Annotated in this window: 12 protein-coding genes; 4 read left to right on the plus strand and 8 right to left on the minus strand. The window is 58.6% G+C overall.

The window, feature by feature from the left end; translation table 11 throughout:
* Positions 1-4 precede the first annotated feature (4 nt).
* The 4 genes from K9U38_RS13390 to K9U38_RS13405 all read right to left on the minus strand — a co-directional run bounded on the left by K9U38_RS13390 (position 5) and on the right by K9U38_RS13405 (position 3,330).
* The gene (locus K9U38_RS13390) at positions 5-1,291 is read right to left on the minus strand and encodes an O-acetylhomoserine aminocarboxypropyltransferase (RefSeq protein ID WP_224494830.1); all 1,287 of its coding nucleotides are present in this window, start codon (positions 1,289-1,291) and stop codon (positions 5-7) included.
* Between the two features lie 217 nt (positions 1,292-1,508).
* Positions 1,509-1,952, minus strand: a complete 444-nt coding sequence (locus tag K9U38_RS13395) for a CoA-binding protein (RefSeq protein WP_370631927.1) — start codon at positions 1,950-1,952, stop codon at positions 1,509-1,511.
* A complete protein-coding gene (locus K9U38_RS13400; protein WP_224494831.1) occupies positions 1,945-2,760 on the minus strand; it encodes an enoyl-CoA hydratase in 816 nt (271 codons plus the stop codon). Before K9U38_RS13400 ends, K9U38_RS13395 begins: the two co-directional genes overlap by 8 nt.
* A gap of 18 nt (positions 2,761-2,778) precedes the next feature.
* Positions 2,779-3,330 (minus strand): hypothetical protein, encoded by a 552-nt coding sequence (locus K9U38_RS13405; RefSeq protein WP_224494832.1) that lies wholly within the window; start codon positions 3,328-3,330, stop codon positions 2,779-2,781.
* Between the two features lie 87 nt (positions 3,331-3,417).
* Between K9U38_RS13405 and K9U38_RS13410 the strand changes: the two genes are divergently transcribed.
* The 3 genes from K9U38_RS13410 (at position 3,418) to K9U38_RS13420 (ending at position 6,772) form a co-directional block, all read left to right on the plus strand.
* A complete protein-coding gene (locus tag K9U38_RS13410) occupies positions 3,418-3,843 on the plus strand; it encodes a PaaI family thioesterase (RefSeq protein WP_224494849.1) in 426 nt (141 codons plus the stop codon).
* Positions 3,844-4,104: 261 nt separating this feature from the next.
* Positions 4,105-4,575: a (2Fe-2S)-binding protein gene (locus K9U38_RS13415; RefSeq protein ID WP_224494833.1), complete on the plus strand. Its 471-nt coding sequence runs from the start codon at positions 4,105-4,107 to the stop codon at positions 4,573-4,575.
* A gap of 1 nt (position 4,576) precedes the next feature.
* Positions 4,577-6,772, plus strand: coding sequence for a xanthine dehydrogenase family protein molybdopterin-binding subunit (locus K9U38_RS13420; RefSeq protein ID WP_224494834.1), 2,196 nt, complete (start codon positions 4,577-4,579; stop codon positions 6,770-6,772).
* Positions 6,773-6,811: 39 nt separating this feature from the next.
* Here K9U38_RS13420 and K9U38_RS13425 read toward each other — a convergent pair whose 3' ends face one another.
* The 3 genes from K9U38_RS13425 to K9U38_RS13435 form a co-directional block, all read right to left on the minus strand.
* Positions 6,812-7,438, minus strand: coding sequence for a hypothetical protein (locus K9U38_RS13425; RefSeq protein WP_224494835.1), 627 nt, complete (start codon positions 7,436-7,438; stop codon positions 6,812-6,814).
* A 375-nt stretch (positions 7,439-7,813) separates the two neighbouring features.
* Entirely contained in the window at positions 7,814-8,404 is a 591-nt protein-coding gene (locus tag K9U38_RS13430) for a dioxygenase family protein (protein WP_224494836.1), read from the minus strand.
* Between the two features lie 90 nt (positions 8,405-8,494).
* Entirely contained in the window at positions 8,495-9,526 is a 1,032-nt protein-coding gene (locus K9U38_RS13435) for a LacI family DNA-binding transcriptional regulator (RefSeq protein WP_224494837.1), read from the minus strand.
* Positions 9,527-9,680: 154 nt separating this feature from the next.
* On the opposite strand from K9U38_RS13435, the gene K9U38_RS13440 reads away from it, so the two are divergent.
* The gene (locus K9U38_RS13440) at positions 9,681-10,739 is read left to right on the plus strand and encodes a fatty acid desaturase (RefSeq protein WP_224494838.1); all 1,059 of its coding nucleotides are present in this window, start codon (positions 9,681-9,683) and stop codon (positions 10,737-10,739) included.
* Between the two features lie 18 nt (positions 10,740-10,757).
* Here the strand turns inward: K9U38_RS13440 and K9U38_RS13445 are convergent, their stop codons facing one another.
* Positions 10,758-11,159, minus strand: a complete 402-nt coding sequence (locus K9U38_RS13445; protein ID WP_224494839.1) for a DUF2147 domain-containing protein — start codon at positions 11,157-11,159, stop codon at positions 10,758-10,760.
* Positions 11,160-11,280: the final 121 nt, after the last annotated feature.

Here is an 11,280-nt window from a genome sequence, read left to right on the forward strand (position 1 = left end):
GGCGTTAATCAGCTTTTGCAAGGGCCTGTTCAAGGTCGGAGATTATATCCTCGACGCTTTCAATGCCAATAGAAAGGCGAACGACATCCGGTCCGGCGCCTGCCGCCACCTTCTGCTCGTCGGCAAGCTGCCGGTGTGTCGTCGATGCCGGGTGGATGATGAGGGATTTCGTGTCACCGATATTGGCAAGATGCGAAAAAAGTTGAAGATTCTCAACGAGTTTCACCCCTGCTTCATAACCTCCCCTCAAACCGAAGGTGAAGACCGAGCCTGCTCCCCTTGGAGCATACTTTTTCTGCAAGGCGTTGTAAGGGTCTTCGGGGAGACCAGAATAACTGACCCAGGCCACTTTTTCGTGCCTGCTCAACCACTTGGCGGTCTGCAAGGCATTGTCCGAATGGCGCTGCATCCGCAGAGGCAAGGTCTCGATCCCGGTCAATATCTGGAAGGCGTTGAACGGAGAAAGGGCCGGTCCGAGGTCGCGCAGGCCGAGGACACGGCAGGCGATGGCAAAGGCAAGATTGCCGAACGTATCGTGCAAGACTACGCCGTTATATTCGGCGCGGGGCTCAGATAGCAGCGGATAGTTGCCGGATTTCGACCAGTCGAACGTCCCGCAATCCACGATGATTCCCCCCATCGAATTGCCGTGTCCACCGAGAAACTTTGTTGCAGAATGTACAATGATATCAGCACCATGCTCGATCGGACGAATGAGATAGGGCGATGCGAGAGTATTGTCCACGATCAGGGGAAGACCATGTTCGTGGGCGATTTTGGCAATGGCTTCGATGTCGGTAATGACCCCGCCGGGGTTGGCGATGCTCTCGATGAAGATGGCACGGGTCTGTTCATCGATCTCGGCTTCGAACGACGAAGGATCGTCGCCATTGGCCCAGCGCACCCGCCAGTCGAAGGATTTGAACGACTGGCCGAACTGGTTGATCGAGCCGCCATAGAGCTTGTTCGATGCAATGAAATTGCTGCCTGGCTGCATCAGGGTGTGAAAGACCAAAAGTTGCGCCGCATGGCCCGATGCAACTGCCAACGCCGCCGTACCCCCCTCAAGTGCCGCTACACGTTCTTCCAGTACCGCATTGGTTGGATTGGTGATTCGGGTGTAGATGTTGCCGAATGCCTTCAACCCGAACAATGATGCGGCATGGTCCGCATCGTCAAAGACAAAGGCTGTTGTCTGATAGATCGGCGTAGCCCGCGCCCCTGTCGCCGGGTCGGGCCTGGCACCCGCATGGACGGCAAGTGTTTCGATTCCGGGTGCGCGCTGCGCCATGTCTTACTCCCTTGTGCGGTCTGACCTGATCAACCTATGAAATCGCGACGCTGACGCCAAGCGCACGTTTTCGCAACTGACCACAAACTAATTTCAGCCCTGGATAGAGAATTTTGAACCAGATTCGGGGAATCTTGTGCGAGAATCGCATGTCCTTGCACAAGATTGCTCCCAACGCTGAATTTTTCCGGCAAATTTCGGGTGTGTATCCGGACGACTAGGACGGTTTCATTCCAAGCCGGGGATATTCGATTGCCGGGCAGCGATTCATCACCACGCTGATACCCGCGGCTTCCGCTCGTCGCGCCGCCTCTTCATGCTGGACGCCAAGCTGCATCCAGATAACCTGCGGCAGGGCTTTCAATGCCAGCACCTCATCGACGAGGCCGGGGACCGCAAGGGAGTTGCGGAAGACATCAACCATATCGACCGGTCCGGGAATATCCGCCAGATGGGCATATACGGTCTGACCGAGGATCTGCTTACCTGCCTGCCCGGGGTTGACCGGGATCACCTTGTAACCCTTGGCCAGCAGGAATCTCATGACCGAATGGCTGGGCCGTGCTTCGTTGGGCGACGCGCCAACCAGCGCAATGGTCCTGACCGATGTGAGAATGTTGCGGATGAAATCGTCTGTGTACTCATTTCCCAATTCACTCATCCCTCCACTCGGGCCGGCGCTTCTCGATGAAGGCATTGATGCCTTCCTCCGCATCGCGAGCCAGCATGTTCTCGACCATCACCTGCGTGGCGTAGTCATAGGCCTCGGCCAGTCCCATCTCCGCCTGTCTGTAGAAGGCTTCCTTGCCGGTCCTGACAGTCAAAGGTGATTTGGCGGCAATGGTTTGTGCATATTTCCGGACAATCTGATTCAGGTATTCCTGTGGCACGACGCGGTTGACGAGCCCGAACTCACGGGCAGTCGACGCATCGATGGTTTCGCCCGTCAACAACATTTCCATCGCCTGTTTGCGCGATACATTGCGCGAGAGTGCCACCATCGGCGTCGAACAGAACAAACCGATATTGACCCCCGGCGTGCAGAACGAGGATTTGTCGGTACAGATGGCGAGATCGCAGGAGGCGACAAGCTGGCAGCCCGCCGCCGTCGCCAGACCGTCAACCGCGGCAATGACCGGCCTCGGATGGCGGACGATGGCCTGCATCAGCTCGGCACAGAGACGCATGGTCCTTTCGAAAAAGCCGCGGCCGGCATCCGGGTCCGTACGATGTGCGGTCAACTCCTTCAAATCGTGGCCGGCCGAGAACAGCTTCAGCGATGAATCGATGATGATGACCCGAACCGCGCGGTCGTCACGGGCCGTGGCAAGGTGATCAAGCAACAATTGCATCATGGAAAGGGACAACGCGTTGGCTGGCGGATTTTGCAGTGTCAGCCGCAGAACCCCGTCCGCCAGTTCGTATCCCACGATCGGTTGTTCACGGCGGATAGCGTGGATTTCGCCCATGTCGCTCCTCTTCGGCGATTATTGCGCCTCTGGTGGCGCCCAAAGTTCGTAGAACGGCTTCAACGTGCGCAGATGCCGCTGGACGATAGCCAGATTCCCGGGAGTCGGTTTGGCATTTTCCACCTTGGCAAGTCCAGCCTTCAATCCATCAATCATCTCTGACTTTTCCGTGTCGGTGAGAGTGAGCATGGACGGAATGGAATTGATCGCCTTTTCAACTTCCAGGCGCGGATCGGGATTGGTCGCCCAGTGATAGGTGACCATGATGGTATTGGTCGTATCAACCCAGTCGGCAAAGCTGGCAAAGCCAAACTCCGCCGCTTTCCTGTCCAGCACGGCCGTTCGCTGCTCTGGCGTGCCCTTCGCGTCGAGCTCCCGCGCAGTCGCAGCAACGGGGGCAAAGCCATAGAGAAAGCGTGTGACCATGTCTTCGGACAGGACAACAGGGCGCGCGGGCAAGGCGTAGGCTTCAACCACCTGCACGGGCCGTGGAGGCGGCTGCGTGGCAAGGAACCCGGCATAGGCAAGCGCGGCAAAACAGGTTGCGACAACTATTCCTGGCGGTTTCATAGCGTCTCCTTGTAAAGGCGATGCGGAAAACTAAAAGTAGCAGCGAAACATGCAAGAAAACAGTCGGAGGGCACGTTTGTGGGCGTCATGATGGATGTAGAAGCGTTGTCATCCTTTCTGGAGCGTGAATTTCCCCAGGTAAATGCCGATGGAATAGCGTTTACGGTGACGGGCGCAGGCTCCGGCTTTGCTTCCATGCGACTGGACCCGCTGGAACGGCATCTGCGTCCCGGCGGCACGGTGTCCGGCCCGACCCTCTTCGCACTCGCGGATGTTGCAGCCTATCTTGCGATCCTTGCGCAGATCGGCCCGGTCGCACTCGCCGTGACAACCAATCTCAACATCAATTTCCTGCGCAAGCCGGAACTCGGCCCCATCGATGCGGTGGCAAAGCTTTTGAAGCTCGGCAAACGGCTCGCGGTCGTCGATATTGCGATGACCAGTGCGATGAACGGCCAGCTCGTTGCCCATGCAACGTCGACCTATTCGATACCCCCGCGAACGCCGGTCTGAAGCCCGCCCGAGAGGCTTTCCGACCGTTCCAGTTGCGACCACCTCTAGCTCGACAAAATCGTGATCGGATCTGTCGGTCCATCAGCTTCCCCGTTCACCAAGGGAGGAGTATAGTTCCGCGTTCTTCTGCGAATGTCCGAAATCGAGGGACATTCGACCTTTGCGGCCTTTCAAACGCCCACTATCACCAAGACGGGATGCGCGTCTTTTTCATCGTCGCGCAGGCCCGTCCCGATACAGAACAAAGGGGACCCGAACAATATGGCTACCACGATCAAGATCAACGGTGTCGATCGAAGCGTCGATGTTGACGACGACACGCCTCTCCTGTGGGTTTTACGCGATGTACTGGAAATGTCCGGAACGAAGTTCGGGTGTGGCCAGGCACTGTGCGGCGCCTGTACCGTGCATGTCGATGGTGTGGCGACACGCTCCTGCGTCACGACCATTGACAGCCTTGGCAGTTCCGAAGTCACGACAATCGAAGCAATCGGACAGACACCGGCAGGCGCGAAGATCCAGAAAGCCTGGCTTGACCTTGAGGTTGTCCAGTGCGGCTATTGCCAGTCGGGCCAGATCATGTCCGCATCGGCCCTGATTGCGGAAAATCCAAATCCGACAGACCAGGACATCGATGACGCGATGTCCGGAAACATTTGCCGCTGTGGCACCTATATCCGCATCCGCGAAGCCATCAAGCTGGCGGCCCGTTCACTGAATCAGGGAGGCTGAGATGATGTTCGATCGCCCCGATACCCTGAATGGTTCCGCTACGGTTTCAGACCGCGGACTATCCCGCCGCCATTTTCTGCAGGCTGGCGCAGCTGCCGGTGGCGGCCTGCTGCTCGGCCTGCATCTGCCGTTCGCGGTCCCGGATGCACGCGCAGCGAGCCATAAATTTGCACCCAATGCGTTCATCCGCATTGATACCGAGGGTAAGATCATCCTTACCATGCCCTATGTCGAAATGGGGCAAGGCACCTACACGTCCGTTCCCATGCTTATCGCCGAGGAGCTGGAAGTTGAACTGTCGCAAGTGCAACTGGAGCACGCTCCTCCCGATGAAAGCCGTTACGGAAATCCGGCGCTTGGCGGCCTCCAGGCTACCGGCGGCTCGACTACGATCCGTGCAGCGTGGGGGCCGATGCGTCAGGCCGGAGCTGCGGCAAGGACCATGCTGATTGCAGCTGCGGCAAAGCGTTGGGGTGTCGATCCTCTGTCTTGCCGGGCTGAGAGGGGCGAGGTCATCGATGCGGCAACGGACCGCCGTGCCACATATGGCGACCTGGCTGCAGATGCCGCACTCCTGAGCGTTCCGAACGACGTAAAACTCAAGCGCCGCGAGGATTTCAAACTCATCGGAACCCCGGCAAAGCGGCTGGACACCCCGGCCAAAGTCAACGGAACCGCCGTTTTCGGCATCGACGTTCGTTTGCCCGACATCAAGATCGCAACGCTCGCGCAGTCACCAGTGTTTGGCGGCAAGCTCAAGACCCTGGATGACACGGCGGCCAAGGCGGTGAAAGGCGTGCGACAGATCGTGAAGCTTGACGATGCAGTCGCAGTGGTAGCCGACCACATGGGCGCTGCGAAGAAGGGCCTGGCGGCGCTGGTCATCGAATGGGATGACGGGCCCAATGCCAAGCTCAGCACAGCCGATATCCTTAGCCAGCTCGAAGAGGCAACCCGCTCCGCCGGACCTGTCGCAAAGAATGTCGGTGATGTCGACAAGGCGATCGAAGGTGCTGCAACCAAAGTCGAAGCAACCTATCACGTGCCTTTCCTGGCCCACGCTACGATGGAGCCAATGAACTGCACGGTGCATGTTCGCGAGGATGGTTGCGATATCTGGGTCGGCACACAGATAATCGCTCGGGCGCAAGCGGTTGCAGCGAAAGTGTCCGGCCTGCCGCTAGAGAAAGTAAACGTCTATAACCACCTGATCGGGGGCGGCTTCGGGCGGCGCCTCGAAGTTGATGGCGTGGCCCGCGCGGTCGAGATTGCCAAGCAGGTCAAGAGCCCGGTCAAGGTGGTATGGACCCGCGAGGAAGACATCCAGCATGACATGTACCGGCCGTTCTTCTTCGACCGCATGTCGGCTGGGCTTGACAAGGACGGCATGCCGGTCGCCTGGAACCATCGTTTCGCCGGATCGTCAATCCTGAAGCGATGGGCCCCGCCCCTGTTTGCCAACGGTCTTGATCCTGAAACGGTGGATGGCGCGGTCGAACCGCCATACGCATTTCCGAACATGCGGGTCGAATATCTGAATGTCGAACCGCCAGGGATCCCCACGGCCTTCTGGCGAAGTGTCGGGCCCTCTCACAATATTTTCGTGGTCGAGACGTTCATGGATGAACTCGCCCATGCGGCCAAGAAAGATCCCGTCGAATATCGACTTGCCCTTCTCGACGAGCAGCCGCGCGCCAAGGCAGTTGTCGCCCTTGCAGCGGAAAAGGCCGGATGGGGGAGCCCGCTTGCCCAGGGAATGGGCAGAGGCATCTCTGTCCAGACCGTTTTCGGGAGCTACATGGCTCAGGTGGCCGAAGTCGAAGTCGCAAAGGATGGCACGGTCAAGGTGCACCGTGTTGTCTGCGCAGTCGATTGCGGCATCGCAATCAATCCTGACACCATACAGGCGCAGGTCCAAAGTGCGGTAAATTTCGGCATCACAGCCGCCCTCTATGGCGAAGTTACGCTGAAGGACGGCCGTGTCGAACAGTCGAATTTCGACACCTATCAATTAATGCGCATGAACGAAGTCCCGACGATCGAGGTTCATATCGTGCAAAGCGGTGAATCTCCGGGCGGAATGGGCGAACCCGGGACGTCGGCGATCGTACCGGCGGTTGGAAACGCGATTTTCGCGGCGACCGGCAAGCGCCTGCGCAAGATGCCAGTCGACACGAGCATGTTGAAGGCTGGCTGAGAGAAAGGGCGCGCGGCAAAGCGCGCCACTTCTCAAAGTTTAGTTTGTCGCGAAGCAGTAAAAGAGTCCGTCGCCACCAGTGGTTTTGAAGGCCTCCACCGTGCAACCGCCACGGGTCGTATGCGAGGCATTCCAGGATTTTGCCTCAGCCGAGTCGTTCAGGCCGGTGCGATCGCTATGGCCGACAATCGCCGCGCCTTCGCCGCCGCCCATGGTCCAGTTGCCGCAGGTTTCAGCGGCGGCCGTCCCGTCAGCCTTCGATCCTGTGAGAATGTCATGCCGGTTTGGCGTATCGCCGCGGCCGTTGATGACTTCGCCCTTCTCGTTCAGCGCGGTCTGCTTGGTCAGATTGTTCTTGTCGCTGTGAAGCGCCGCGACATCATCGGCGATCTTCTCGCCCTTGGCGTTGTACCACGGACCCGAGCCGATACGGTCCTTGGCATTTTCCGCGTCGGTGGACAGGTAGGCCTTCCAGGTCTTGCCCGTCGAGCCGCCGGCCGTGGCCAGCGTGGTGCAGTAGGCGTCGGCCCCGGCGAGACCGCCGAGATCGCCGCCCTTTCCGGGGTTGACGCTGGTGACGAAGAAACTCATGGCGGTTTCCTGGGCATACGCCCCTGCCACGAGACAGGCCAAAGCAGTCGCAGCAAGCGCAATCCTGCGTTTCATGGTATCTCCTCCCTGTTCCCGATTATATTCAAAGATCAGCGTATTGCGGGGCAAGGTGAGAGTAAAATCGCAACTCTGTGATACTGATGATCATTGGGTTCAATGGCACGCCGGACAGAGGCGTGGGCAAGACGATCGTCACAGCACTCTAGAGCCTTTCAGGCTTGGTTGGAAGCGGCTCTGTTTCACGGATGGCGAGACAGTCCACGCGAAAGGTGGCGAGGTCGATGTTTATCCATCGGCCGACGCCGCCTGACAAAGTGGATGGCCGCCAGCCGGAAACCCGAAGGGCCGGGTGAATTTGGCCCAAATCCATCGGGTATTGCCATCGTCCGATGGATAAACATCAATGCTTCCACCTAAGCCTGAAAGGCTCTAGACAACAAAGTCGAAGCGGCCGATTTTTCCATCGGCGGTATCGCTGATCTGCAGCAGAAGCCGCTCGTCGAATATGCGATCCCTGTCGTTCTGGGGCTCACCTGGAAAATACAACTGGGTCGTCAGCACGTCGCCGCCAGGCCGCTGCACCTTCAGGTGATAGTGGCGGGTGCGACCGGGATAGAGCGCCGGTATGATGGTGGAAAACCACCAGCGGCCGCTTTCATCCGTGAACTGATGGCCGCGGAGCCTGTAACCATCGAGGTCGTAGGCGCCATGGTCATCCGCGTGCCAGAGCTCCACGAGCGCCTTGGGCACCGGCTTGCAGTCCGTTCCAACGACATACCCGGCTATGATGATGCTGGTTCCTTGAGGCGCGTCGGCGGCAAAATCCTGCTTGAGGGGTGAGCTCGGCTTGAAGTATGGCCCCTCCGTTTGTGCGACCGTCAGTTCATCCCGATCCTGGCATGAAGGCGTCAATGCCAGCGCAGGCTGCGGGCTGGCGGCATGGGCGTTGAGCCCGCTCGCGATCTTGATCGAAGGGACAGCAAGCAGGGCGGCAAGGATCGATCTGCGTGTTGGCTTCATTGCCCGGCCTCCATTGAGAGCGGTCACTATACAGCACCGTGTCGGAAAAATCACCGGATGGGCGAAGGTCTCTTCAGCACGACAGTCTGGCTAGACGCTTTCGGGGGTGTAAATCTGCAGCGGAAGATTGTGATGCATATATTGCCACTCGCCTTTGGATTGAAGGCTCCTTTCAGCGAGAAGCTGCACCGTTCGCTCAGCAACCGAGTGCATCGGATGGGAAAGCACCACACTCAAGGTCCCGTCGACCAATCCGCGCATCGTGGAATCGGTCAGATCATGTCCGACGATTGTAGGAAGGCGCGCTCCGGCCGCCTCCCTTACCGCCTTCAGCACACCGCCAATGCCGCCGCCGGCAACGTATAGCCCCGACAAATCCGGATGCCGGCGCAACAGGTCGAGCGTCGCTTCGAACGAGTAATGGTCGCTTTCGAGCGTTGCCACCGGATCGATGAGGACAAAATCCGGAGCGCTTTCCCTCAAGCAGGAGCGGAATCCGATTTCGCAAGCCTCCTGGCAGAGATAGCGATGGCTGCCGACGAAAATCGAGACCGTTGAGTTCGCGGGGAGCATGTTGGCGAGAAACCAGGCTGCAGTGCGACCGACCTTCCTGTTGTCGAGCCCGACATAGCCGGCCCGCGAAGCTGCGGTGAGATCGGATACCAGCGCGATAACGGGGACGGGTTTGGCGCCCAGCGCATCGATGGCGGCCGTCACGTTGGGATGATCGGCAGCGACGACGGCAATGCCATCGGCAACCTTGCCCATGCGCAGCAGCGTTTCGGCAACGGCGCCCGGCGTCAGATCGTCCATGAATTCGATAATGGCTTTGCCCCGGATACCAGCGCATTCATCCGTGGCCTTCTGCAGGGCCTCGCCGAGCAGTTTGTAGAAGGGCGTCGACTTCTGCTGGAGCAGAAAGGCGAATGTGCGCGGCGGCAGGTCGGCCTTCAGCCGGTGCCGGAGCAGCGGCGTTGCATAAAACCCGATCCGTTCGGCGGCCTCAAGCACCCGGCGGGCCGTCTCTTCCCGTACCTCTGCCCGTCCGTTCAGCACGCGATCGACGGTCGAGACCCCGACACCGGCTTCCTTTGCCAGTACGGACATATTCGGTCGCCGCATCGGGAGGCCCTCCATGACATAATTATTTCATCGAAAGGCTAGATGTTTTCGATATGTTTTGAAAGGAAAAGTTTCATTCTATTGAACGAATGCTTTCAACTCCGTATTGTTGGCCATGGCTGGTTTGTGCTGGCGGGATGAGTGGGAGGACGTCATGGGCGAAGCATATCGTAGTTACGCGCTCACAGGGGATGCGAGCGGTGCGTCCGACATCACCGGGGATGCGTTCGAGGACAAGGTCGAAGCGGAGTGGTTTTCGGCGAAGGTTGACAGGAAGGCTTTCAAGCAGCTGATCAAGCGATCGGATGCGGCAGGATTGCAACATTTCGGCGTCTGGCTCGGACTGCTGCTCGGTTCAGGTACGCTGGCATTCCTGACCTGGGGCACGTGGTGGTGCGTCCCTGCCTTTCTGGTCTATGGCATGGTCTATTCCATGTCTGACCATCACGCGCACGAACTGTCGCACGGCACGCCCTTCAAGACGCGCTGGATCAATGAAATCTTCTATCATCTCAACGGCTTCATGACGTTGCATGAGGGCCACTACTGGCGCTGGAGCCACTCACGCCATCACACCGAAACGCTCATTGTCGGCCGCGATCCCGAGATTGCCGTGCCGCGCCCGCCCGACATTGCCGGAATGCTGCTCGACCTGTTCTTCATCAAGTCGGGTCTGAAGCAGATCGGCTCGATCATACGGCAGGCGTCGGGCAGCCTGAACGAGGAAGGCCGCCACTTCATTCCCGAGGGAGAAAAGCGCAAGGTCTTCTGGTCGTCGCGGGTTTTTGTCGCGATCTTTGCCGGCGTCGTCCTGGCATGCGTGGCGACAGGCTCGATCCTGCCGGCTATGTTCATTATCCTGCCCCGCTTCTACGGCGGCTTCATGGCCCAGTTGTTCAACCTGACACAACATGCGGGAATGCAGGAAGATATTCGCGACCACCGTCTAAGCACGCGGACGTGGCACACCAACCCGGTGTTCCGCTTCATGTACATGAACATGAACTACCACATCGAGCACCATATGTTCCCGATGGTGCCATTCTACAACCTACCCAAGCTGCACGAGATGATCCGGGCCGAATGCCCACCGCCCTATGAGGGCCTTGGCGCATGCTATGCCGAAATCATCCCGGCCGTGCTCAAGCAGGTCAAGGATCCGAGCTGGTATGTTCGCCGTCCGCTACCCGTAACACTCGTTGCGGCGGAATGAACTGCGAGCCGGCAGCTGTTATTCGCGGCGCCAGGTCGAACCCTTGCACAGGAGGCCGCCGAGAACGCATCCTGAAAGTTCGACGCTCTGTCCGGAGAACCTGGCCTTGCCGGAATAGGTCTTGCCGCTTTCCGTATCGTAAACCGTGCCCGCATAAGTACCGTCGCCGACCGCCTTCAGCGACACGGCCTGAATGCCCACGACGGGGCGATCGCGCTTGGAAGCATCAGGATTGTTGACGTCGTTGACTGGTTGTTTCATCCAAACGACGGTGCCGCAGACACCGGCACCACACTCGCTCAATTTTACCTTCGTGCGGCCCGTCTCATTAACATAAGTACCAACAATCTCGGGTGCCTGAGCAATGGCGGTCGTCGTCAATGCTCCGGCCAAAAAAACAGAGTAGATAATCTTTTGCATGCTGAACAATTTGTGTCTCCTGCGCATCAAATATAGTCCAAACGCAAGGCTATAAGCGTGCTGGACCTGAGTTGCGTGGGCCAATACAGGACAAATTAGTCAGGAATAGGGGCAATGCTGA

This window comes from Phyllobacterium lublinensis, assembly GCF_020164435.1.
Lineage (GTDB): Bacteria > Pseudomonadota > Alphaproteobacteria > Rhizobiales > Rhizobiaceae > Phyllobacterium > Phyllobacterium lublinensis.

Coding starts and splice junctions, on each gene's coding strand:
- K9U38_RS13405 (WP_224494832.1), bottom strand. CDS start 3,330: ATGAAACCGCCAGGAATAGTTGTCGCAACCTGTTTTGCCGCGCTTGCC.
- K9U38_RS13435 (WP_224494837.1), bottom strand. CDS start 9,526: ATGCGGCGACCGAATATGTCCGTACTGGCAAAGGAAGCCGGTGTCGGG.
- K9U38_RS13445 (WP_224494839.1), bottom strand. CDS start 11,159: ATGCAAAAGATTATCTACTCTGTTTTTTTGGCCGGAGCATTGACGACG.
- K9U38_RS13395 (WP_370631927.1), bottom strand. CDS start 1,952: ATGAGTGAATTGGGAAATGAGTACACAGACGATTTCATCCGCAACATT.
- K9U38_RS13430 (WP_224494836.1), bottom strand. CDS start 8,404: ATGAAGCCAACACGCAGATCGATCCTTGCCGCCCTGCTTGCTGTCCCT.
- K9U38_RS13420 (WP_224494834.1), top strand. CDS start 4,577: ATGATGTTCGATCGCCCCGATACCCTGAATGGTTCCGCTACGGTTTCA.
- K9U38_RS13425 (WP_224494835.1), bottom strand. CDS start 7,438: ATGAAACGCAGGATTGCGCTTGCTGCGACTGCTTTGGCCTGTCTCGTG.
- K9U38_RS13410 (WP_224494849.1), top strand. CDS start 3,418: ATGATGGATGTAGAAGCGTTGTCATCCTTTCTGGAGCGTGAATTTCCC.
- K9U38_RS13415 (WP_224494833.1), top strand. CDS start 4,105: ATGGCTACCACGATCAAGATCAACGGTGTCGATCGAAGCGTCGATGTT.
- K9U38_RS13390 (WP_224494830.1), bottom strand. CDS start 1,291: ATGGCGCAGCGCGCACCCGGAATCGAAACACTTGCCGTCCATGCGGGT.
- K9U38_RS13440 (WP_224494838.1), top strand. CDS start 9,681: ATGGGCGAAGCATATCGTAGTTACGCGCTCACAGGGGATGCGAGCGGT.
- K9U38_RS13400 (WP_224494831.1), bottom strand. CDS start 2,760: ATGGGCGAAATCCACGCTATCCGCCGTGAACAACCGATCGTGGGATAC.